Origin of the sequence: Anoxybacillus gonensis (assembly GCF_001187595.1) — a bacterium.
In the GTDB taxonomy this organism is placed as follows: domain Bacteria; phylum Bacillota; class Bacilli; order Bacillales; family Anoxybacillaceae; genus Anoxybacillus; species Anoxybacillus gonensis.
The window spans coordinates 510,814-533,522 of record NZ_CP012152.1; the positions used below are offsets into that span (position 1 = coordinate 510,814).

Consider the following 22,709-nt stretch of genomic DNA (forward strand, 5'->3'; position numbering starts at 1 on the left):
GGGGAAAAAGGGAATGGAATCGATTCCAAAAACGAAACAATGGTGGAAAGAAGCGGTCGTGTATCAAATTTATCCGCGCAGTTTTAAAGATTCAAACGGGGATGGGATCGGGGATTTGCGCGGGATTATTGAAAAGCTAGATTATTTACAAGAGCTCGGTGTGGATGTCGTTTGGTTGTCGCCTGTTTATCAGTCGCCAAACGACGATAACGGCTATGATATTAGCGACTATCAAGACATTATGGACGAATTTGGGACGCTATCTGATTGGGACGAACTGCTTCGTGAAATGCATGCGCGTGGTATGAAGTTAGTGATGGATTTAGTTGTGAACCATACGTCCGATGAACATCATTGGTTTATTGAATCGCGCAAATCAAAAGATAATCCGTACCGTGATTATTACATTTGGCGTCCGGGGAAAGACGGAAAAGAACCGAACAATTGGCAATCATTTTTTAGCGGCTCCGCATGGCAATACGATGAGGCGACAGGGGAATATTATTTACATTTATTTTCGAAAAAACAGCCGGATTTAAACTGGGAAAACGAAAAGGTGCGCGAAGAAATTTTTAACATGATGACATGGTGGCTAGATCGCGGCATTGACGGATTTCGCATGGACGTCATTAACTTGTTGTCAAAAGTGGAAGGTTTACCAGATGCGCCGGTGACGAATCCGAATGACCGTTATCAATGGGGCGGACAATATTTTGTTAATGGACCGAAGTTAATGGACTATTTGCGTGAAATGAAAGAAAAAGTGTTAAGTAAATACGACATTATGACGGTCGGAGAAACGCCGATGGTGACGACGGAAGATGCGATTCAATTTACAAATGAGCAAGACGGTGTCATGAATATGCTATTTCAATTTGAGCATATGGACGTCGATTCGAAGCCGGGAAGTCATCTTGGGAAGTGGGATATTCAACCGTGGAAACTGACAGATTTGAAAAAAATTATGAGCAAGTGGCAAGTGGAGCTGCACGGAAAAGGATGGAATTCGCTTTATTTAGAGAATCATGATCAACCACGTTCCGTATCTCGTTTTGGCGATGATAAAACGTATCGGGTCGAAAGTGCAAAAATGTTGGCGACATGGCTGCATATGATGCAAGGGACGCCATACATTTATCAAGGACAAGAAATTGGCATGACAAATGTTGCGTTTCCGTCCATCGAATATTATCGCGACGTTGAAACAATAAATTTATGGAACGATGTCGTTGTGAACAAAGGATACGACCCAGATCAAATATTAAAAGCGATTCATTATCGTGGTCGTGACAATGCACGTACGCCGATGCAATGGGATGCCACAGAACATGCTGGATTTACGACAGGCACGCCGTGGATTCATGTCAATCCGAATTATCGCGACATTAACGTTGAACAAGCGTTAAAAGATGAGAACTCGGTATTCCATTATTACAAAAAGCTGATTCGTCTTCGAAAAGAACATCCGATTATCGTGTACGGATCATACGAGTTATTGCTTGAAGATGATGAACAAATTTACGCATATTTGCGCAAGTTCAACGATGAACAGCTGCTCGTGGTAACAAACTTTAGTAGCGACCAGCCGACATTTACATTGCCATCACACGTGACGTTTACGGAAAAACAGCTGCTCATTAGCAACTATGCAGTTGACGAAAAGGAACCGATTGAAACAATTGTGCTAAAACCGTATGAAGCACGTGTATATAAGTTAAAGTAAAAAGCAGCCACGCTGGCTGCTTTTTACTTTAGCAAGAAACGTTTAAGCAATGAACGCAAACATTGCCATAACATTCATGTTGCTCTTCCATTTCTTTCCCGCACTCGCAACATGTTTTCGGAGGTAACTTTTTATAAAATTCAGACATTTTTTCTAGCATAGTTCCCCATCCCCTTCGTTTTTGTTAATCTCATTGTATTATAACAGATACACATTTGTCAATAGTTGTTTTATAACATTTGTATATGTGAAATGGAGATGAAAATTTGGTATTGTGTAGGTGTACACAATTTCAATAGGAAGGGTGAATACATATGAAAGTGACAGTGATCGGTTATTGGGGAGCATTTCCGAAAAAAAATGAAGCGACATCGTGTTATTTGTTCGAACATGATGGGTTTCGTCTGTTAGTCGACTGCGGAAGCGGAGCGTTAGCGCAGCTGCAAAACGTCCTTGACATTGAACAAATTGATGCGGTCATCGTATCGCATTATCATCACGATCACGTGGCAGATATCGGCCCGCTTCAATATGCCCGACTGATTAAGAAAAATTTAGGCGTCGATTTGCCGGAGTTGCCGATTTATGGCCATTCGCTCGATCGAGATGGATTTGCACGCCTCGCTCATAAAGGGGTGACAAAAGCGGTGGCGTACGATCCGAATGAGACGCTTCATATCGGTCCATTTACGATTTCGTTTATGGAAACGGAACATCCAGCCATTTGTTATGCGATGCGAATCACCGCAGGAGAAAAAACGGTCGTGTACACAGCCGATTCAAGTTATTTATCGCAGTTCGTTCCTTTTTCTAAACAGGCGAATTTACTCATTTGCGAATGCAATTTTTACGCAGGGCAACAAGCAAAACAAGCTGGACATATGACGAGTGAAGAAGCGGCAACGATCGCTCGCGATGCAGGCGTTGAAACGTTGCTGCTTACGCACTTACCTCATTTCGGCAACGTCGAACAACTTGTCGACGAAGCAAAAATGATTTTCCATGGCGATGTGCAATTAGCGAAAACAAGATGGACATGGGAAGGGTAGCGAATCGCTGCCCTTTTGTTATAATACAGAATAAAAATTTTGAAAATTTTTTGAACAGATGCTTGACGATCCATTGAAAAGTAGAGATAATATGGTTGTGTTAGAATTTTCTTAAAATTTAGTAACACATACTAGGAGGTGGGGGCTAAAAGAAAATGATAACGCTTACAAGATAAAGGGGGTATTTGTTTGGTTGCGTTTTACCTCATCTTAGCGATTACAGTCGTAAGTTTATACGTTGCTTTTCGCAAGCAAAAGCCTTTCTTTTTACTCATTCCATTCTTGTCAGTCTTCGCTTACTTTTTATTTGAAGTCATAACGTTCCCGGCACCATTTTTAGAAACGGTCAAATTTATTTTTAACTTGGGGGTGTGTTTGTTTGAAACAAATTGATAAAAAAGTGGCGGATTCATATTTCCGTGAGCGTGTGCGATTAATTGTTATTTTCTTGATTATTTGGTTTATTGTTTCATTTGGCGTCGTCATGTTTGCGGAGTCGTTTAAAAATATGACGTTCAACGGCTTCCCGTTCCATTATTTTATGGGGGCGCAAGGGGCGATTGTAACGTTTATCGTGTTGTTGTTTATTAACGCAAAAGTAAGCGACAACATTGATAAAAAGTACGGCATTAGCGAAGAGAAAAACGAACAATTAAGCGCAGGCAAAGCGCTTGATCATTAAGAGAACAAAGGGGAAGGGGGAGCAATATGGATACACAATTTCTCGTGTCTTTATCCATTATTATTGCATCATTTGCGTTATATATCGGGATTGCAATTTACAATAAGGCGAAAGAAACGTCTGATTTCTACGTAGCAGGTCGCGGCATTTCTCCGTTTTCAAACGGAATGGCGATCGCAGCGGACTGGATGAGTGCGGCATCCTTTATCGGTATGGCCGGTACGATTATGTTGTTAGGATACGACGGTCTTGCATATATTATGGGCTGGACGGGTGGTTATTTGTTGCTTACGTTTTTACTCGCTCCACAGCTTCGCAAATATGGTCGCTATACGGTGCCAGAGTTTATCGGCGACCGTTATGAAAGTCATACGGCTCGCATGATTGCTGCTCTTTGTACAATTATTATTTCGTTCGTTTATTCAATCGGGCAGCTTTCTGGTTCGGGCGTTGTTATTGGGCGTTTGCTTGAAGTGGACGCAAAAGTCGGTACGATGATTGGTGTTGTATTAATTGCGTTTTATGCTGCGTTTGGCGGAATGAAAGGAATTACATGGACGCAAGTAGCGCAATACGTCATTTTAATTATCGCTTACTTAATTCCGGTCGTTTTCATGTCGCTTCAGTTGACAGGAAACCCAATTCCTTGGCTTTCTTACGGAAAAATTGTTGGCGAGTTTCAACAGCTTGATCAACAGTTAGGCATTTCGCAATATACGGATCCGTTTTTAAAAGGTAGCAAATGGCAGTTTCTTGCACTTATGTTTACGTTAATGGCTGGAACGGCAGGACTTCCGCATGTCATCGTTCGCTTTTATACGGTATCAACGATGAAAGCGGCACGTTGGTCGGGAGCATGGGCGCTTTTATTTATCGGGTTACTTTATTTATCAGCGCCTGCGTATGCTGCATTTTCGCGCTTCATCCTCATTAAAAATGTCGTCGGTCAAAAAATTAGCGAATTGCCAGCTTGGACAGAAAAGTGGATTAACACAGGAAAATTACAAATTGCGGATGCAAACGGCGACGGTATTTTACAATGGCAAGAGATGGTCATTAGCAACGACATCGTCGTAATGGCGACGCCAGAAATTGCAAATCTCGGTATGTTCGTTATCGGTTTAGTCGCAGCTGGAGCGATGGCGGCAGCGTTATCGACAGCGGGTGGTTTAATGATTGCTATTTCGTCATCGTTTGCGCATGACATTTACTATCGTATTTTACGTCCGAACGCATCAGAGCAAAATCGTTTGCTTGTTGCGCGCATTTCGATCGTTGCTGCAACATTGTTAGCTGGTTTAGTCGCATTAAATCCACCGGGTGTAATTACGCAAATTGTTGCGTGGGCGTTTGCGATTGCGGCAAGTACGTTCTTCCCAGCGCTTGTGCTTGGGGTATGGTGGAAACGCTCAAATGCGGCTGGTGCCATTGCAGGTATGCTTGTCGGGTTAGTCGTTTCGTTAGGCTACATTTTAGCAGCGAAATACGGTGGCTTTTCCGTTGCAGGAATTGTTGATACAGGGGCAGGAATTTTTGGAGCAGTCGCCGCGATTGCAGCGAACGTCGTCGTTTCATTGATGACGAAAGAGCCTTCGCAATCTGTGCAAGAAGAAGTATATGACCTCCGTTATCCAGAACAAATGACATACAAAGACGGTCAAGTGTGGATGAGATAATGTAAAAGGCATCTGTGTATACAGATGCCGTTTTTATAAGGGAGGGGATATTGATGCATCCATTATTTCAGGGGTTGCCACAACGTGAAATCGAACAGCTTATCGCTGAATGTGAACAAAAGACGTTTGACAAAGACGATCTCATTTTAGGGAAAAATGAGCGGCGCAAAGGGCTTGTTTTGTTGCTTGATGGGGTGGCGGAAGTATACGTTGAGCATGAAGGGTATGACGAAGTGCTTGAAGTCGTACAAAAAGGTGGGATTATCGGGTTTTCAAGCTTAGCCCATTTTTTAGGTGTATCGAAAAACGAAGGAAAAGAAGAGCTCGTTGCTGTGCGGGCGGCGGAACGATGCGAAGTGCTTGTCATGCCGTTTTCTGTGTTAACGCGGTTATGGGATGATCCGAATGTCCATGACTATTTGCTTGCGCAGGCGTGCATCCGTTTAAAAGACGTATATGTGTCGCTTGCTGAACAAGTCAAACAAGCGCGAAAATTTGGCGATTCTACATCATTTGTCGTTCCTGTGCAAGATTTAATGGTACGTAATGTCGTCACTTTACCACCAACGGCAACAGTACAAGAAGCCGCGAAAAAAATGGCGGCGACTCATATTAGTTCGATCGTTGTGACGAATGAACAAAAGTTGTGTGGTATTTTAACGGAAACGGATCTTGTCGAACGAGTGCTTGGACAGTCTCTTCCGTATGACACACCTATTGAACGAGTGATGACAAAACATGTCGCGACGATTTCACGATTCGCGTATTATTACGATGCGCTTGCTATGATGATTGAGCGAGGAGTGAAACATTTACCTGTTGTCGACGACGGAAAAGTAGAAGGGATTGTGACGTTTTCAGATTTAATGCGAAAGAAAAATGAAAGCATGATGCGCACGATTCAACAAATTGATCATGCGGATGAACAGACGTTATCCAAAATGAAAATAGCGATTTACGAGTTGTTGGCGACGATGTTGCGCGATCAAGTGCCGATTGCTCAATGTTTAAATACGATTACGAAACTGTACGATCGACTCGTCTACCGTTGTTTATCGTTAGCGATCGAACAAGTAGGAGATCCTCCGAGCCGTTTTGCTTTTTATCAAATGGGATCAAGCGGACGGAGGGAACAGTTTTTACTAACCGATCAAGATCATTTTCTTGTATATGAAAGCGAGGAGCACGCTTCATATTTTGCAACGCTTGGAGAGGCGATTGTGCGTGTCATGGAGAAAGCAGGATATGAGCGATGCAAAGGGAAGATGATGGCGAGCGAAAATGCATGGCGTGGTTCGCTTGAAACGTGGAAAGATCGATTGCGCGAGTGGATGATTCATGCGACAAATGACAACTTGTTGTTGGCGCAAAACTTTTTCTCGTATCGATTTGTATATGGCGATATCGACTTGCATCGTGCATTTGAACAACAAATTCGTGAGCAATTACATCGTGCAAAAATTTTCTTTTTTCGGCTTGTTGAGATGGAAAAGCAAAATGAAATTCCGACGCTTGATCGCCCAATTCGCTCTATTTTCGGGCTTGAGCGAAAAACAATCGATATGAAAAAAGAAGTGTTATTTCCGTACCATCATAGCATACAAATTTTAGGGCTCATTCATGGGATCGTATCTGGCACACCGTTTGAGCGAATTGAGAAGCTAAAAGAAAAGCAAGTATTGTCTCCTGCATTTGCGAAAGATGTGCAAAAAGCGGCTGAAAACGTGCTAGCTATTTACATTCGCCATAAATGGAATCATTATCAAGCGAATAAACAATCGTCGTCTGTCTTATCGTTTGCAACGATGACGACAAGAGAAAAAGATGAACTCATGTTAAGTTTAAAAACGTTAAAGCAACTGCAGGCGCAATTATTTTCTCATTTTTAGGGGGGATCGGGGTGTTTTTTTTACGAAAGGCGATTGACTACAAGTTAAACGATCATATCCCGTTGTCGACGCCGATTGATGATATTATTTTTACGGTATTTGATACAGAAACGACCGGATTTGATGTAGCGACAACAGATCGGTTAATCGAAATCGGCGCGGTGCAAGTGAAGGGGACGACGGTGATGGAAGATGAAACGTTTCATACGTATGTAAATCCGAATCGCGATATCCCACCTGTTATTGTTGAATTGACAAACATTACAGAAGAAAAAGTGAAACATGCGCCGACGGCAATTGAAGCATTGCAACATTTTTTTCGATTTGTTGAACAAAAACAAAGCGTCTGCTTTGTCGGTCATTACATTTCGTTTGATTTGTTTGTGATGAAACACGAATTGCGCCGCGAAAAAATGAAATTTCGCAAACCGACGTTTATCGATACGCTTGATTTAATTGGTTTTATTGCACCGTCATATGATATGCGCGATTTAGAGCGATATGCGCAAGCGTTTGGTACACGCATGTATGAACGCCATTCCGCCATCGGCGATGCGCTCACGACAGCGTATTTATTCGTTGAGCTATTAGAACAATTTCGCATGCGCGGCTATCGAAAGTGGGGAGAATTGCTGCGCGCCACAGATAGCCAAATGCGCTCCATATCTTTTTAATACAAGGCGACAAAGCCTTGTTTTTTATTTAAAAATCATCCTTTTATGGTAAAATATAATTTATATAAAATTGTTTGCTAAATTTCCGGGGGTCATCTGTATATGACGAATAAAAAATGGTTTTTGTATTTTTTATTGCTCGGAATTCCATCTTCCATATATGGGTTGATTATAATATGTAAATCTTTTTTCTATGATCCTAACTTATTCGAAAGGGTCGGAGGAGGATTGTTTCTTATTCATGGTCTGTTTTCTTTATTTTTTGCGAAACGATATGCGAAGTGTAAAGAAGAGGGAAAGTGAATGGAAATTTATTTGATACTTGCATTTTCGAGAGAAGGATAAAAAAGCATAACAAAGCATATTTTCAAAGAATGACAAAAAGGAGAGCATTAGCATGTTTAATCATATATTTGAAAGCAATCACAAACGTAAAATCGTTGTTGAACTCGATGAAAGATATTTTGACAAAAAAAGTCTTATGTATGCTGTAGTGCAGCATTTTACAAACGAAGGAAAACAATGTGAAATGATCGATGTGAACACATTATTATTGGAAGGGAAAAAATATTATGTATATGAAACAAACGTTGCGGCAACATATTGTCCTCCGGTACAGCGAGCCGTTTTAACAGAGATTTGAATGCGACAAGCTTATAGTCATCATCATGGTAAGCGATTATTTCTCGCTTGCCTGTTTTTTTATTTTAAAATATAATACATTTAGAATTTTTTTAATTTTAAAATGAATGATCATTCATTCACTAAAGGGGTGGGGAAAATGAATTTAGTTTCACGGTTACAGCAAATAGCTACGCAAAAGCCAGATAAGCAGGCGTATATGTTTGAACAAACATCAGCAACGTACGGTGAACTGAACGGGGCGATCATGAAATTTGCGAGCGGACTCGCGAAGCTTGGGGTAAACAAAGGGGATCATGTGGCGCTATTGTTAGGCAATTCACCGTATTTTATCGTCAGTTTATATGGCGCGATGCGTGCGGGGGCGACGGTGATTCCGATTAACCCTATTTATACGGCAGATGAAATTCATTACATTTTAACAAACGGCGATGTGAAAGTTGTCATTGCGCTTGATGTTGTCATGCCGACGTTGATGAAGCTTGACGGACGTTTACCGAATGTTGAGCACATCATCATTTGTGAAACACCGCAAGGAAAAGAACATGGCATCGTTGTGCCGGAAAAAATGAAATCGTTTACAAATGTGCTTGCGACAGGTGATGTACCGTTCGTCGGCCCAGAGCTTCACGATGATGATGTGGCGGTTATTTTATATACATCAGGAACGACTGGAAAACCAAAAGGAGCGATGTTGACACATAAAAATTTATACAGCAACGCCCAAGATGTCGCAGATTACTTAAAAATAAACGAAGATGATCGCGTCATTGCGACGTTGCCGATGTTTCATGTCTTTTGTTTGACGGTGGCGCTTAATGCCCCGCTTATGAACGGTGGAACGGTGCTTATTCTTCCGAAATTTAGCCCAGGGGAAGTATTTAAAGTGGCACGTGAACAAAAGGCAACTGTTTTTGCAGGTGTGCCGACGATGTATAACTTTTTATATCAATATCCAGACGGAAAAGTGGAAGATTTTGCGCATATGCGTTTATGTATTTCAGGCGGAGCATCGATGCCTGTTGCGTTATTGAAAAATTTCGAGAAAAAATTTCAAGTTATCGTTTCCGAAGGGTACGGACTGTCAGAAGCTTCGCCAGTCACATGTTTTAATCCGCTTGATCGTCCGCGTAAACCGGGCTCGATTGGGACGAGCATTATGAATGTTGAAAATAAAATCGTCAATGAATTAGGAGAAGAAGTGCCTGTTGGTGAATTGGGAGAACTGATCGTGCGTGGTCCGAATGTGATGAAAGGATATTATAAAATGCCAGAAGAAACCGCGCATACGATTCGTGACGGTTGGTTATATACAGGTGACTTAGCGAAAATGGATGAAGAAGGATATTTTTACATTGTTGATCGGAAAAAAGATATGATTATTGTTGGGGGATATAACGTATATCCGCGTGAAGTGGAAGAAGTACTTTACAGCCATCCGGATGTCGTGGAAGCCGCAGTTATCGGCGTGCCAGATCCGAATTTTGGAGAGGCGGTAAAATGTTATGTAGTAAGTAAAAATAAGCAGTTGACAGAACAACAGTTAATCGCTTATTGTAGCGAGCATTTGGCAAAATATAAAGTGCCAAGTTCGATTGAATTTTTAGAGGAATTGCCAAAAAATACAACAGGAAAAATTTTAAGACGTGCATTAAAAGAACAAGTCATCTCTCAGAGCGGTGCGATGTGAGCACCGTTTTTTTTATTTATTTTTTAGAATTGACTTGATATTTAGAAAATATATTTGTATAATTTAACGCATAAAAGCGAAACAGCGAAAAAGTGAGGGGGATACAAATGAAGTGGGTAAAAACGTGTAGCGCGTTGTTGCTTGCAGGAAGTGTGCTAGCAGGATGCGCTGGAGAAAAAACAACAACAGAAAAAAGCGAGGAGAAAACATATAAAGTTGGTGTGACACAAATTGTCGAACATCCGTCGCTTGATGCGGCGTTTAACGGATTTAAAAAGGCGCTTGAAGAGAAAGGGTTAAAAGTCGAATACGATGTACAAATTGCACAAGGAGATATGAACAATAATCAAACGATTGCCAACAACTTTGTTGCCGATGGCGTCGATTTAATCTTCGCCAATTCTACACCGAGCGCGCTTGGCGCATTAAATGCGACGAAAGATATTCCGATCGTCTTTACGTCTGTGACAGATCCGGTTGGAGCGAAGCTTGTGCAATCGATGGAAAATCCAGGTGGAAATGTGACAGGGACAACAGATACGCATCCAGATGCTATTCCGAAAACGGTGCAATTTATTGATCAATTTGTGAATGGGAATCGCGTCGGCATGATTTACAACGCGGGCGAGCAAAACTCTGTGGCGCAAATGGATGCGGTGGAAAAAGCGATGGAAGGGACCGACTTAACGATCGTACCTGTTTCGGTGTCGACATCGGCGGAAGTGAAACAAGCGGCGGAATCGTTAGTTGGCAAAGTCGATTGTTTTTACGTCATTACGGACAATACGGTCGTTTCAGCGCTTGAGTCCGTCATTCAAGTCGCGAACGATCAAGATTTACCGCTTTTTGTCGGCGAATTAGATTCAGTGAAACGTGGCGGTTTCGCGGCGTACGGTTTTGACTACTACGATATTGGCTATGAAGCAGGAGTCATGGCAGCAGACATTTTAGAAGGGAAGAAAAAGCCAGCTGAACTTCCGGTACAATATCCGCAAAAATTGAAGCTTGTCATCAATAAAAAAGCAGCAAAAGAGATGGGTGTCGAGTGGCGTAGTGAATGGGATAGCATGGCGGAATTTATTGAATAAAACAAAGGATGGATCTGTATGATTACAGCATTGTTTAGCTCAGTTGAAGCAGGATTGTTATATGCGCTTATGGCGCTCGGTGTGTATATATCGTTTCGCGTTTTAGATTTTCCTGATTTGACGGTGGACGGAAGTTTTGTGACGGGAGCGGCAGTCGCTTCCGTTCTCATCGTCGGTGGCGTCAATCCGTTTATTGCTTCGCTTGCGGCGCTTTGCGCTGGCTTTTTCGCAGGATGTGCGACAGGCCTTTTGCATACGAAGGGGAAAATTAATCCGTTATTATCAGGGATTTTAATGATGATCGCTTTATATTCGATTAACTTGCGCATTATGGATAAACCGAACGTCCCGCTTTTACAACAAGAAACGGTCATGACGATCATCGCAAAAGCGTTTCAACGTTTCGATCAAGCGTTGGCAACGATATTTCCTTTCGTTCCGAAAACGTGGGCGATTATTGTTTTTGGGATGTTGTTAGTCGCTGTAGTGAAAGTAGTCATTGACTTATTTTTGAAAACGGAAGTCGGTTTGGCGCTTCGTGCCGTCGGAGATAATAAAAAAATGATTGCTAGTTTTTCAGGAAACACGGACCGTTTAACAATGGTCGGCCTCGGCTTGTCAAACGCACTCGTCGCGTTTTCAGGGGCTCTTATTGCGCAATATAGCGGCTTTAGCGATATCGGCATGGGGATCGGCATGATCGTCATCGGTTTAGCGTCGGTCATTATCGGAGAAGCGTTATTTGGGGCGAAAACGATTGTGCGGGCGACGCTTGCGGTGATTTTAGGAGCCATTGTATATCGCATCGTCATTACGCTTGCGTTGCGCGTCCAATTTTTAGAGACGGGCGATGTGAAGCTGATTACAGCGATGATTGTCATTTTAGCGCTCGTCGTTCCGCAAATGGTAGCGGCGCGTGCCGAAAAACAGCGGAAAGCGAGAAAGCGAGGTGCAGCCGTTGCTTCAACTCAAACAGATTACGAAAGTGTTTAACGAAGGAACGCTCGATGAAAAAGTGGCGTTAAAACATATCGAACTTTCGCTTCAGCCGGGCGATTTTGTAACGATTATCGGCAGCAACGGAGCGGGAAAATCGACGTTGATGAACATTATTTCAGGGAGACTGGCTCCAGATACAGGAGAAGTCGTAATTGACGGGAAGGACGTTACGACGATGAGTGAACATGATCGAGCGCGTTATATCGGTCGCGTCTTTCAAGATCCGATGGCAGGGACGGCACCGAACATGACGATTGAAGAAAATTTAGCGATCGCTTATAACCGAACGGTGAAGCGAACTCTTCGGTTCGGTGTGACGAAAAAGCGGCGCGAATTTTTTAAAGAAACGCTCGCGACGCTTCAGCTCGGATTAGAAAACCGTCTCCATGCGAAAGTCGGCTTGTTATCTGGTGGGGAACGGCAAGCGTTGTCACTTTTAATGGCGACATTTACGCAACCGCACGTGCTCCTTCTTGATGAACATACTGCGGCGTTAGATCCCGCGCGCGCGAAGTTAATTACAGATTTAACGAAACAAATTGTTGAAACGAATCGCTTGACGACGTTAATGGTGACGCACAATATGGAGCAAGCTGTCCAATTGGGCAATCGTCTCATTATGATGGACGGTGGACAAATTATTTTTGAAGCAAGTGGAGAAGAGAAGAAAAAGCTAACTGTTGCCTCTCTTCTTCAAGAGTTTCAACGCATTCGTGGCAGTCAATTTGCTAGCGATCGCGCCGTGCTTGTATAAAAAAATCCCCGAGTTACATCGGGGATTTTATTATGTTTTGTAATGATACGATTGTGCTTGGAAGTTGTTCAAGCGAGACCGGACGGCTAAAATAAAATCCTTGTAATTGTTCGCACTGTTTTTCAATTAAAAACTGCGCTTGCTGCGCTGTTTCGACTCCTTCGGCCGTCACCGTTAGCTGTAAATTGTGCGCAAGCGAAATAATGGCGCTGACAATTTCTTTACTTTTGTCATGATTGACGATGTTTTGAACGAATGAACGATCAATTTTCACTTCATCAATGGGGAAGCGATTTAAATATTCAAGCGACGAGTAGCTGACGCCAAAGTCGTCTACGGCAATGGAAAAACCGAGCTGTTTTAAACGTTCTAACGTTTTTGCAACATGTTCAGGATTTTTAATCATTGTTGTTTCGGTAATTTCAAATATAAAACAAGAGGCGTCGCAACCTTCTTCTTGTAAAATATGTTGAATATCTTCAAATAGTTGTTCGTCTAGCAATTGTTTGGCTGATAAGTTGACAGCGATTTTCATACAGCCCGTTGTATGTTGGCGCAAAAACGCAAGATCGCGACACGCTTGACGCAACACCCATTTTCCGATGTCGTAAATGACGTTCGTTTCTTCCGCCATTGGAATAAATTCAGCGGGACTGACAAAGCCGAACTGAGGATGTTTCCAACGGACGAGCGCTTCGACCTGACATGAACGAGTACGGACATTAATTTTCGGCTGGTAGAGCAAAAAGAGCTCGTTGTTTTCTACTGCGAGCGGAAGAGCGTTTTCAAGCTGGATTTTTCGGGCAAAAGCGTTCGACATATGCGGTTCGTACGATTTCACGACGTTCGTTCCTTCCATTTTCGCAAAATATAGCGCTTTTTCCGCATTGTTTAACAACGTTTCTGCACATAATTTTGCATCGTATGCGTAGCCGACACCGATATGCATGCCGATGCGAATTTGTTGTTGAGCAATCGAATAAGGCTCGATGAGCACTTCTTTTATCATGTTGGCGAATTGTTTTACTTCTTCTTGGCTTCCGTACGAAAGAGCAATGGCAAATTGATCGCCCGTTATTCGCGTCCACATCGCTTTTGGATGTATCGTGTTGTGAAGGCGCATGCCTACTTGTTTTAATAGCTCGTCACCATTTTCATGGCCGAGAAAGCTATTGATAAATTTAAATTGATGTATATCAACTAACAGAACGGCGACACCTTCGTGCGTAAAAAGAAGATCAGTTAACTTTTCTATAAACTCTGTTCGATCTATATATACTTTTTCTTTTTCGTGTACAACGATCGGTTCACTTGGTTTAATGATCATCAGTTCAGTCCTGTTTGTTTCGTACGGGAACGGGAGGATGTCGATTTGTACAGGAATTGTTTCGCCGTCGATTGCTGTGATGGTTGGCTCCGGAACGGTATGAATCCATTGGTGGACTGGCTTGTTTCGTACGTCTTCGATCGTTGATGCTTTGAACATACGGAGGGCGACTGCATTCGCATACGTGATTTGTTCATCTGTACAAATCATAATCGCCTTAGGAAATGTTTCTACGACATGACGATGTAATTTTTCACTTTGTTGTAATTGTTTTTGCGTTTGAATGAGATCGGTAATATTTAAAAGGCTAGCAAAGCCCGCGATAATGTTTCCGTCTTTGTTGAATAAAGGAGATGCGTTTACAGAAACGTATATCGTCTCACCGTTTCTTGTTTTCATCGTTAGGCGAATGGCGTGCAATGGTTTTCCTTCGCTTAATCGTTGCAACGTTTGATGAATATTTTCTTTATATACAGGAATGACATCGAAAAGCGTTTTCCCGACAATGTCTTTTTGTTGCAATCCAAATAAACGTTCTGTTTCTTCGTTGACGCGAATAATATGTCCGAATAAATCGAATAAAATAAAAGCTTCTTGCGAGTGGGTAAATAAAGAATCAATTAATTGTTGTGCTTCTTCTAGCTGTTCTTCTTTTTTTAGCATATCGGTAATTTCACGCGTACATGCGACGATATATGATACTTCATTTTTTTCGTTCAAAATAGGAATTAACGTAGATTCCGCAAAGCGTATGTCATCTTTTACGTTCATCCGATCGCGAAAGGAGACGAGCGACTTTGTTTTGCATGCTCTTATATATTGAAAGTTTAAATGATTTGCGACATGTTCATCATACACATCTTCGATACATTTTCCCATATCTTCTTCGCTTAAATTCGCTAAATGAAGGGCTGTCGGACTGACGCGCACGTAGCGAAACCGCGGTCCTTTTTCCACTTTCATTAAAAAAACGATATCGAACAATTGATCCATCATCTGAAATAGCAACTGTTCATTTGAGAAAAGAGCGTGTGGCAAGCGTATTTTTTCTTCCACTTCTAACGCCCCTCCTTTTACATAGAAAAATAGAATATATGTCTATTATTGTCGAAAGATGTTGATTTTTCAATATATAAAAATAGAGATAAATATTTTATTTAAAATGTATCATAATCGTCAAAATTACCTACTTTTATTACATACTTATTTTATTTATGATAATACATATAAAAACATTGGTGAGGGGGAACACGATGAAAAGCGTAAGGGGAAAGCTACTGTTAGTCATTATGCCTCTTGTCATTATTTCTTTATTTTTAGTGGCATATTTGAATCATCAAAAAGCGAAACAATTTTTAGAAGAACAATTTGAACAGACAGCTAAAGTAGAGCTTGGACGATTACAAACAGCAGTTAATCAATGGATTGATGACCATCGTAAGCTGATTGAAGGATTGAGCAGTGAAGGCGGGTGGAATGTTGTTGAGCTACAAGAAAATGAGACAAGGCTTGCTCATATTCAAAAAACGTGGTCAACATTTGAGCTGATTGCTGTTGCTGATCGGAATGGAAAGGCGTACGCGAATGGAAAAGAATTGTCGATTAGTGACCGACCGTATTTTCAAGAAGCTTTAAAAGGGAAAACGTCCATTTCTGATGTGATCGTTTCACGTGCTACCGGGGAGAAAGTCATTGTCATTGCTTCTCCGATTCGGGAAAAAGGAGAAACTATTGGTGTGCTGTTAGGGACAGTAAAGACAGAAGAAATAACAAATTTAGTGATTCACGTGGATGTTGGGAAAACGGGGTATGGATATTTAATTCAAAAGGACGGTGTATTAATTGCACACCCGAAAAAAGAATATGTATTAGAGAAAAATTTATTGCATGAAAAAAATGATCAACTCGTTTCGTTGTTAAGACGCGCATTAGATGGCAAAAAAGGAATGGGGATATATGAGTTCGAAGGTGTGGAAAAATACGCGTTTTATGCCCCAATTAAGCAAACGGGATGGGGGCTTGTGCTTACTGTGCCTGTCGCTGAAGCAACGGAAAAGTTGTACTATTTAGCTATTTTATCGTTTGTTACTGCTGGAGTTGTTGTGTTATTTGCCGGCGCTATCATTGTTTTATTTGCTTCACGCCTCGTTCGTCCGCTGCAAAAATTAAGTCAATTAACGAAAGAAGTAGCAAGCGGCGACTTAACAGTAACGATCGACCATCGAAGCGAAGATGAAGTAGGACAGCTCGGACAATATTTTCAACAAATGGTTCATCATATGCGACATATGCTACAACAGTTGCACGATTCAGCTGAGCAGCTTCGTCAATATGCTCAAACGTTTGTTGTGGCAAGTGACGAAACGAAGCAAACGACAAACCAAGTGGCAGTGACGATGAGCGAAATGGCCCACGGCTCAACAGCAATCGCACATTCCGTTCAAGATGTAACAGAACGAGTGAATCGCATGATGAATGAATTACAGCGATTAATTGAAGAAGCTGAAAATATGGAGAAAGCGATGGCCAGAAGCAAAGCAAGTGTCGGTAAGAGGAGAAGCGATTTTGCAAACGATGAGCGAAGCGATGATGTCGGCTGCTAGACATTCAAGCGATGCTGTCGAAGCGATGAAACGATTAGGCGAGCGTTCGAAAGAAGTAAGGGAAATAGTCAATGTCATTACCCATATTACATCGCAAACGAATTTATTAGCGTTAAATGCTTCGATTGAGGCGGCACGAGCGGGCGAAGCGGGGAGAGGTTTTGCCGTTGTAGCAGGAGAAGTGAGAAAACTAGCAGAGGAAACAGAAAAAGCAACAGATAAAATTGCGCAAATGATTCAACAAACACATCACGATACAGAACAAGCGATTGCGATTGTCACGGAAGGAAATGAAGTAGCGAATCTTGCTTTTGAACGCGTAGATGAAGCGAAGCGAGCGTTTCAACATATTGCCCAAAACTTAACACATACGAATGAAATGAGCAATCAAGTGATGGCTCGTATTCGAACAGTGCAAAACGATGGACAAACGATTGTTGAACATATGCAAGATGTAGCAGCTGTCACAGAAGAAGCATCCGCGAGCATTGAAGAAGTCAGTGCAGCGACAGAACAACAAGCGGCAGCAGCGCAACAAATTTTCGAACAAGCGAAACAAGTCGAACAGCTAGCTGATGAATTGACAGGGATGATGAATAAATTCAAAGTAAAATAAAAAGGCTTATGAAAAGCCTTTTTATTTTACTTTTATATCTTTTTGCAATTCAACAACCCATTCAATACTTTGTTGATAAATCGCAAATGCTTTGGATAAATCAATGTTTAAAGTAGTTGTTATCTCTTTTAATTTATTTGTATCGTTTGTTTCTAGTGCAATGACAAGATGATACAAAATGGAGTAAATACACGGTTGTCCATTCAGACCATGTTGAATCGCTTCATCGACATGTAATTCTTGCAATATTTCTTGTAGTGGGCGTTGAAGCAATAAATCAAGCGATGAACAAATTCCCATAAAAAATAAAACGTCTTTTTCATCGCGCAAGTGAATGAGATCTGCTAATTGTTCGAGCGTTTTGGCACGTATTAAACTATTTACAATGATTTCGTTTTTAAACGGTTCGTTTGGTTCTTGTAATGTCAACACAGTTAACCAACTTTTTAAGTGGTTTGTTCCTAACAGCACAGCAGCGTGGCGAATGGATTTGATTTTCGGTGCCTTAGACAAGAAAAACGAATTGACCGTTTTTAATAAACGATATGTCAAAGAAGGATCGCTTTCGATCGCTTCGACTATCTGTTCAAAATTTAATTCGTTTCTGTTTAAACGTTTAATTAGAGAGAGACGAGAAGTATAAGACATTTTTGGTAACGATTTTTCCTTTACTACGATAGGTTTACTAAAAAAATAACCTTGAAAATAAGAAAAACCATTGTTGACTGCTTCCATGAGTTGTTCATTTGTTTCAATTTTTTCCGCAAGTAAGTGAATATCATACATATGAATATATGATTTAAACTGTGCATAATTGCTTTGTTTAGAAAAATCGATTTTTATAATATCTATATAAGGGAAAAGAGGAGTGTATTGATTGCAAAAAATAAAGTCATCAAGGGCAATCATATATCCGTCTGCTTTTAGCTTCTTACAAATATCTAGTAATTCTTCCGAATAGGGTATATTCTCTAGAATTTCAACAACGATTAGATGTTTAGGGAAATAAAATGGTAGCTGCTTTTTTAATAGAGTTTCTGTAAAGTTAATGAAACAACGAGCGCCGTTTGTTAATTTTTCGATCCCGATATTCATAAAGCTATTAACTAATACATCAATTGTCGCGCGATCACCGTCAATAGCATCATAAAAATTTTTTTCCCCATTACGATATAATAACTCATATCCAACAACGTCATAATTTTTATTAAAAATTGGTTGTCTCCCTACATAAATATCCATTATGCTTCCCCCGAGTTGATAAAATAACTAAATTTTGCAGATTTATCGTTTTCGTATCATGGCTAACAAAGAAGCTTTGACATCTGCATGAGCTTCTAAAGAATAAATAAAATAATAATGAGTAAGTGTGGGTGTAAGTTTTGTTAGTCGCTGAATACTTTTTAAATTATATTTACAGATTCATACTTGCGAAAAAAATAATTTTCTTTATTTTCTATTGTAAAGAGACAAAACATATTGTCAGCAAACAATACAACTGTTCAAAAAATTTTTCGTTCAAATGAGGAGAGAGTCTTTAAATAATTCCAAGGTAGAGATCTTTTATATAGGCATGCGAAAAAAGCGATATGGATGGTCTCCTTTCATCGCCTTGATCTTATTTTTCTTAAATTTTCAGTTAATAGAGTGGAAATAGTGTAGGTGTATCCGTATATAAATAAGAATTCTCTACTCTAATTAATTATATTTTCTTCTTAGGAATATTTCAATAAAAATACAGAAAATGATTTTGATAGATGATTGAGGAAAAAGTGGTTAGAAAAAGAGGCTACTTTGCCTCTTTTACAATTTCTTTATATACTTTCTCTTTATCGAAACCTTTTTCACCCATGCCGAATGTTTCGATGACGCGGTTGTTTTCGTCTAAAAAGTATGTGAGCGTCGTATGGATCAGCATGCCGTTTCCAGGATCGCGATATAAGAAGTCGAAGGCATCTGCTACTTTTTTCGTATCTTCTTCACTTCCTCGTAAAAAAATCCATCCTTCGTCATCGCTTTCCACTCCGAACATGTTCGCATACGTTTGCATCACTTGTTGTGTGTCGCGTGTTGGGTCAATGGTAATCGTAATAAATTCGACTTTGTTTTTAAATAGGCCGTCTTTTTCCAACCGTTCTTTTAGCTGTTTCATTTGAAATGACGTACTTGGACAAATGTCGGGACAGTTTGTGTACACGAACTCTAATAGGCGCACTTTCGGTTCCATGTTACGAAATGAATACGGTTTTCCCCATGCGGTTTCCATCGTCACGTCTTTTGGAAACTCCATTTTATCTTGTCGGTAAAAAGAAAAATAAAACATCCCAATGCCGATACAAATGGCAAGTAAGCTAAAAAAGCTAATGTATAGTTTTTTCAATGTGATCCCTCCCACTTTCATCATACATAATCAACGTGTCAATGAGGAGAATGGGACGTGACAATTATTTGAATTTTTTCGTTGTTCTAAATGGAGAATGAAAAACTAAACTAATAGTAACGATGGACAAGGGGGAAAGATCATGAGAAAAATTGCTTTTTGGACGTTGTTTTTGTATGGGATATATGCGCTGTTTTTCGCATTTTACTTATTTCAATGGACAGACTCTTCCATTCCAGCGCAATATAAAGGAACGAGTGCAGATCCGGCGACGTTTTTAACGAAAAAAGAACTCATGTTGACTGAACAGTTTTCCGAAGTGAAAAACTTTTTATTCTTTTTATCTATTCCGTATGAATGGGTCATTTATATATTTGTGCTACTGTTCGGCTTGTCGGCACGATTTCAGCAATGGGCGGAAGCGACGGTGAAACGGAAATGGATGCAAACAGCCATTTACGTATTTTGGCTATCGCTTCTTGTACAAGTTGTGACGTTTCCGCTTAGCTATATAAGCTATTCCGTTGCGAAAATGTATCACATTTCTACACAAACGTTTTCAAGCTGGATGCGCGATGAACTCATTGATTTTTGGGTAAATTACGCCATCATGGTCGTGATCGTTTATGTGTTATATGGGCTTATGAAAAAATTTGAAAAACGATGGTGGGTGTACGCATGGCTTTGTTCTATTCCGTTTACGCTTTTTTTAACGTTTATTCAACCTGTTTTTATCGATCCACTTTATAACGATTTTTATCCTTTAAAAAACAAACAGTTAGAAGCAAAAATTTTAGCGTTAGCAGAAAAAGCTAACATCCCTGCTGAACACGTATTTGAAGTAAATATGTCGGAAAAAACGAACGCGCTTAACGCGTACGTCACAGGCATCGGCAGCAACTCACGCATTGTGTTATGGGATACGACATTGGAGCGGTTAAGCGAAGATGAAATTTTATTTATTATGGCTCATGAGATGGCGCATTATGTGATGAAGCATATGTATTGGGGGATTGGTTTATATATTGTGGTGACATGGATCGGACTGTTGTTGACAAATCGATGGATGAAGCGGATAGTTGGGCGTTTTGGCACACTTTTCCGAATAAAAAAATGGAACGACCTTTCTTCCTTACCTGTTTTTTTACTTCTCATTTCGCTATTAAGTTTTGCAGCAAGTCCTGCGATGAATGCAATTTCCCGCTATGAAGAACATGCGGCAGACAAATATGCGATTGAGTTAACGAAAAATAAAGAGGCGGCCATCTCGACGTTTCAACAATTGACGCGTTCGAGTTTAAGTCAAGTACATCCACCGTATCTCGTCAAACTATTTCGTTACGGTCATCCAACGATTTTAGAACGAATTATTTTTTTAGAACAGCAGTAAACATATTTTTTTGAAAAAAATTCATAAAAATACTTTCTTTTCTGAAAATTGTGTTATATAATAAAGATGTCAAAAGGAAAATGTGTATTATAACAAAAGGGGTGAAACAAATCATAGCTCGTACATAGAGAAAAGAGCATTACAATCATTTGGGGGTCTTTTGTACGGAAACAGAGGGGTTACGATAAAAAATTAAGGGGGAGAAGGAAATGGCAACATTCGAAGAACGTGTGAAACAATTAGAAGAAAGTTGGCAATTAGATGAACGGTGGAAAGGGATTACGCGCCCGTATAGCGCAGCAGATGTCATTAAATTGCGCGGTTCGCTCGATATTGAATATACGCTTGCGCGTCGTGGGGCAGAGAAGCTTTGGCATTTATTAAATACAGAAGATTACGTTCATGCGCTCGGAGCATTAACAGGAAACCAAGCGGTACAACAAGCGAAAGCAGGCTTAAAAGCGATTTATTTAAGCGGATGGCAAGTTGCGGCGGATGCAAACTTAGCTGGGCATATGTATCCAGACCAAAGCTTATATCCGGCAAATAGCGTACCGCACGTTGTGAAACGCATTAACCAAGCGCTTCAACGCGCCGATCAAATTCAATATGTTGAAGGAAAAGAAGATGTTGATTATTTCTTGCCGATCGTAGCCGATGCGGAAGCTGGGTTTGGCGGCCAGTTGAACGTATTTGAATTAATGAAAGCGATGATTGAAGCAGGAGCAGCGGGCGTACACTTTGAAGACCAATTGTCTTCTGAGAAAAAATGCGGCCATTTAGGTGGAAAAGTGTTGCTTCCGACGCAAACAGCGATTCGCAACTTAATTGCGGCGCGACTTGCGGCAGATGTGATGGGAGTGCCGACAGTATTAATTGCGCGCACAGATGCAAACGCAGCGGATTTAATTACAAGCGACATCGATCCGCGCGACCAAGAGTTTATTACAGGCGAGCGGACACCAGAAGGGTTTTTCCGTACGCGTGCTGGATTAGATCAAGCAATTGCGCGCGGATTGGCGTATGCACCGTATGCTGATTTAATTTGGTGCGAGACGAGCGAACCGAACTTAGAAGAGGCGCGTCGTTTTGCGGAAGCGATTCATGAAAAATTCCCAGGTAAATTGCTTGCGTACAACTGCTCACCTTCATTCAACTGGAAGAAAAAGTTGGATGACGAAACGATTGCGAATTTCCAAGTGGAGCTCGGAAAAATGGGCTACAAGTTCCAGTTCGTTACATTGGCTGGCTTCCATGCCCTCAACTACAGCATGTTTATGTTAGCACACGGCTATCGCGATCGCGGCATGGCTGCTTACTCAGAGCTACAACAAGCAGAGTTTGAGGCAGAAAAATACGGTTACACAGCAACACGCCATCAACGTGAAGTCGGAACAGGATACTTTGATGAAGTATCGCTTGTCATTACAGGCGGTCAAGCATCAACTGTCGCCTTAAAAGGCTCAACAGAAGAAGAACAATTTACAAAAGCATAAAATGACATCCCCTCGAAAAAACGAGGGGATT

20 protein-coding genes are annotated in these 22,709 nt (G+C 40.9%); 16 read left to right on the plus strand and 4 right to left on the minus strand.

Features of this window, described 5'->3' with window-relative positions; all coding sequences use genetic code 11:
* Nucleotides 1-13: 13 nt before the first annotated feature.
* Nucleotides 14-1,723, plus strand: coding sequence for a glycoside hydrolase family 13 protein (locus tag AFK25_RS02905; protein WP_035064769.1), 1,710 nt, complete (start codon nucleotides 14-16; stop codon nucleotides 1,721-1,723).
* 28 nt (nucleotides 1,724-1,751) lie between these two features.
* Here the strand turns inward: AFK25_RS02905 and yhfH are convergent, their stop codons facing one another.
* Nucleotides 1,752-1,883 (minus strand): protein YhfH, encoded by a 132-nt coding sequence (yhfH, locus tag AFK25_RS14720; protein ID WP_009361984.1) that lies wholly within the window; start codon nucleotides 1,881-1,883, stop codon nucleotides 1,752-1,754.
* Nucleotides 1,884-2,037: 154 nt separating this feature from the next.
* Between yhfH and AFK25_RS02910 the strand changes: the two genes are divergently transcribed.
* From AFK25_RS02910 to AFK25_RS02965, 11 genes are all read left to right on the plus strand, one after another.
* Nucleotides 2,038-2,772 carry an MBL fold metallo-hydrolase gene (locus AFK25_RS02910; protein WP_019417044.1) on the plus strand — a complete coding sequence of 245 codons (735 nt, stop codon included), beginning with the start codon at nucleotides 2,038-2,040 and terminating at the stop codon, nucleotides 2,770-2,772.
* A 189-nt stretch (nucleotides 2,773-2,961) separates the two neighbouring features.
* The gene (locus tag AFK25_RS02915; protein ID WP_009361982.1) at nucleotides 2,962-3,165 is read left to right on the plus strand and encodes a hypothetical protein; all 204 of its coding nucleotides are present in this window, start codon (nucleotides 2,962-2,964) and stop codon (nucleotides 3,163-3,165) included.
* Nucleotides 3,152-3,454, plus strand: coding sequence for a DUF4212 domain-containing protein (locus AFK25_RS02920; protein ID WP_019417043.1), 303 nt, complete (start codon nucleotides 3,152-3,154; stop codon nucleotides 3,452-3,454). The genes AFK25_RS02915 and AFK25_RS02920 overlap by 14 nt, the downstream gene beginning before the upstream one ends.
* A 26-nt stretch (nucleotides 3,455-3,480) precedes the next feature.
* Complete coding sequence (locus tag AFK25_RS02925) at nucleotides 3,481-5,130, plus strand: sodium:solute symporter family protein (protein ID WP_035064772.1); 1,650 nt, start codon at nucleotides 3,481-3,483, stop codon at nucleotides 5,128-5,130.
* Between the two features lie 53 nt (nucleotides 5,131-5,183).
* Nucleotides 5,184-7,019 (plus strand): DUF294 nucleotidyltransferase-like domain-containing protein, encoded by a 1,836-nt coding sequence (locus tag AFK25_RS02930; protein ID WP_035064774.1) that lies wholly within the window; start codon nucleotides 5,184-5,186, stop codon nucleotides 7,017-7,019.
* Nucleotides 7,020-7,030: 11 nt separating this feature from the next.
* Complete coding sequence (locus AFK25_RS02935) at nucleotides 7,031-7,693, plus strand: 3'-5' exonuclease (protein WP_019417040.1); 663 nt, start codon at nucleotides 7,031-7,033, stop codon at nucleotides 7,691-7,693.
* A 397-nt stretch (nucleotides 7,694-8,090) separates the two neighbouring features.
* Complete coding sequence (locus AFK25_RS02945; protein WP_019417038.1) at nucleotides 8,091-8,336, plus strand: hypothetical protein; 246 nt, start codon at nucleotides 8,091-8,093, stop codon at nucleotides 8,334-8,336.
* A gap of 138 nt (nucleotides 8,337-8,474) precedes the next feature.
* Nucleotides 8,475-10,025: a fatty acid--CoA ligase family protein gene (locus tag AFK25_RS02950; RefSeq protein WP_035064777.1), complete on the plus strand. Its 1,551-nt coding sequence runs from the start codon at nucleotides 8,475-8,477 to the stop codon at nucleotides 10,023-10,025.
* A gap of 107 nt (nucleotides 10,026-10,132) precedes the next feature.
* Nucleotides 10,133-11,113: an ABC transporter substrate-binding protein gene (locus AFK25_RS02955; protein ID WP_035064780.1), complete on the plus strand. Its 981-nt coding sequence runs from the start codon at nucleotides 10,133-10,135 to the stop codon at nucleotides 11,111-11,113.
* Nucleotides 11,114-11,131: 18 nt separating this feature from the next.
* Nucleotides 11,132-12,106: an ABC transporter permease gene (locus AFK25_RS02960; protein WP_019417035.1), complete on the plus strand. Its 975-nt coding sequence runs from the start codon at nucleotides 11,132-11,134 to the stop codon at nucleotides 12,104-12,106.
* Entirely contained in the window at nucleotides 12,072-12,866 is a 795-nt protein-coding gene (locus AFK25_RS02965) for an ABC transporter ATP-binding protein (protein WP_019417034.1), read from the plus strand. The genes AFK25_RS02960 and AFK25_RS02965 overlap by 35 nt, the downstream gene beginning before the upstream one ends.
* Before the next feature lie 13 nt (nucleotides 12,867-12,879).
* Here AFK25_RS02965 and AFK25_RS02970 read toward each other — a convergent pair whose 3' ends face one another.
* Entirely contained in the window at nucleotides 12,880-15,249 is a 2,370-nt protein-coding gene (locus AFK25_RS02970; RefSeq protein WP_035064783.1) for an EAL domain-containing protein, read from the minus strand.
* Between the two features lie 197 nt (nucleotides 15,250-15,446).
* Between AFK25_RS02970 and AFK25_RS02975 the strand changes: the two genes are divergently transcribed.
* Together AFK25_RS02975 and AFK25_RS02980 are read left to right on the plus strand one after the other, a co-directional pair.
* Nucleotides 15,447-16,796, plus strand: a complete 1,350-nt coding sequence (locus AFK25_RS02975) for a PDC sensor domain-containing protein (protein WP_019417032.1) — start codon at nucleotides 15,447-15,449, stop codon at nucleotides 16,794-16,796.
* The gene (locus AFK25_RS02980) at nucleotides 16,768-17,412 is read left to right on the plus strand and encodes a methyl-accepting chemotaxis protein (RefSeq protein ID WP_157966501.1); all 645 of its coding nucleotides are present in this window, start codon (nucleotides 16,768-16,770) and stop codon (nucleotides 17,410-17,412) included. Before AFK25_RS02975 ends, AFK25_RS02980 begins: the two co-directional genes overlap by 29 nt.
* Nucleotides 17,413-17,433: 21 nt before the next feature.
* On the opposite strand, the gene AFK25_RS02985 is transcribed toward AFK25_RS02980, so the two are convergent.
* Both AFK25_RS02985 and AFK25_RS02990 read right to left on the minus strand, forming a co-directional pair.
* Complete coding sequence (locus AFK25_RS02985; RefSeq protein WP_035064786.1) at nucleotides 17,434-18,654, minus strand: EAL and HDOD domain-containing protein; 1,221 nt, start codon at nucleotides 18,652-18,654, stop codon at nucleotides 17,434-17,436.
* 547 nt (nucleotides 18,655-19,201) lie between these two features.
* Nucleotides 19,202-19,792 carry an SCO family protein gene (locus AFK25_RS02990; protein ID WP_019417025.1) on the minus strand — a complete coding sequence of 197 codons (591 nt, stop codon included), beginning with the start codon at nucleotides 19,790-19,792 and terminating at the stop codon, nucleotides 19,202-19,204.
* A 142-nt stretch (nucleotides 19,793-19,934) separates the two neighbouring features.
* On the opposite strand from AFK25_RS02990, the gene AFK25_RS02995 reads away from it, so the two are divergent.
* Together AFK25_RS02995 and aceA are read left to right on the plus strand one after the other, a co-directional pair.
* On the plus strand, nucleotides 19,935-21,182 hold the full coding sequence (locus AFK25_RS02995; protein ID WP_035064797.1) for a M48 family metallopeptidase: 1,248 nt from the start codon (nucleotides 19,935-19,937) through the stop codon (nucleotides 21,180-21,182).
* A 209-nt stretch (nucleotides 21,183-21,391) separates the two neighbouring features.
* On the plus strand, nucleotides 21,392-22,678 hold the full coding sequence (gene aceA, locus AFK25_RS03000) for an isocitrate lyase (protein ID WP_019417023.1): 1,287 nt from the start codon (nucleotides 21,392-21,394) through the stop codon (nucleotides 22,676-22,678).
* The last annotated feature ends 31 nt before the right edge of the window (nucleotides 22,679-22,709 follow it).

Excerpts from the sequence above, each read along its gene's own strand:
- AFK25_RS02995 (WP_035064797.1), top strand. The coding sequence starts at position 19,935 with ATGAGAAAAATTGCTTTTTGGACGTTGTTTTTGTATGGGATATATGCG.
- AFK25_RS02910 (WP_019417044.1), top strand. The coding sequence starts at position 2,038 with ATGAAAGTGACAGTGATCGGTTATTGGGGAGCATTTCCGAAAAAAAAT.
- AFK25_RS02925 (WP_035064772.1), top strand. The coding sequence starts at position 3,481 with ATGGATACACAATTTCTCGTGTCTTTATCCATTATTATTGCATCATTT.
- AFK25_RS02960 (WP_019417035.1), top strand. The coding sequence starts at position 11,132 with ATGATTACAGCATTGTTTAGCTCAGTTGAAGCAGGATTGTTATATGCG.
- AFK25_RS02905 (WP_035064769.1), top strand. The coding sequence starts at position 14 with ATGGAATCGATTCCAAAAACGAAACAATGGTGGAAAGAAGCGGTCGTG.
- yhfH (WP_009361984.1), bottom strand. The coding sequence starts at position 1,883 with ATGCTAGAAAAAATGTCTGAATTTTATAAAAAGTTACCTCCGAAAACA.
- AFK25_RS02930 (WP_035064774.1), top strand. The coding sequence starts at position 5,184 with ATGCATCCATTATTTCAGGGGTTGCCACAACGTGAAATCGAACAGCTT.
- AFK25_RS02945 (WP_019417038.1), top strand. The coding sequence starts at position 8,091 with ATGTTTAATCATATATTTGAAAGCAATCACAAACGTAAAATCGTTGTT.
- aceA (WP_019417023.1), top strand. The coding sequence starts at position 21,392 with ATGGCAACATTCGAAGAACGTGTGAAACAATTAGAAGAAAGTTGGCAA.
- AFK25_RS02950 (WP_035064777.1), top strand. The coding sequence starts at position 8,475 with ATGAATTTAGTTTCACGGTTACAGCAAATAGCTACGCAAAAGCCAGAT.
- AFK25_RS02985 (WP_035064786.1), bottom strand. The coding sequence starts at position 18,654 with ATGGATATTTATGTAGGGAGACAACCAATTTTTAATAAAAATTATGAC.
- AFK25_RS02955 (WP_035064780.1), top strand. The coding sequence starts at position 10,133 with ATGAAGTGGGTAAAAACGTGTAGCGCGTTGTTGCTTGCAGGAAGTGTG.
- AFK25_RS02975 (WP_019417032.1), top strand. The coding sequence starts at position 15,447 with ATGAAAAGCGTAAGGGGAAAGCTACTGTTAGTCATTATGCCTCTTGTC.
- AFK25_RS02980 (WP_157966501.1), top strand. The coding sequence starts at position 16,768 with ATGAGCGAAGCGATGATGTCGGCTGCTAGACATTCAAGCGATGCTGTC.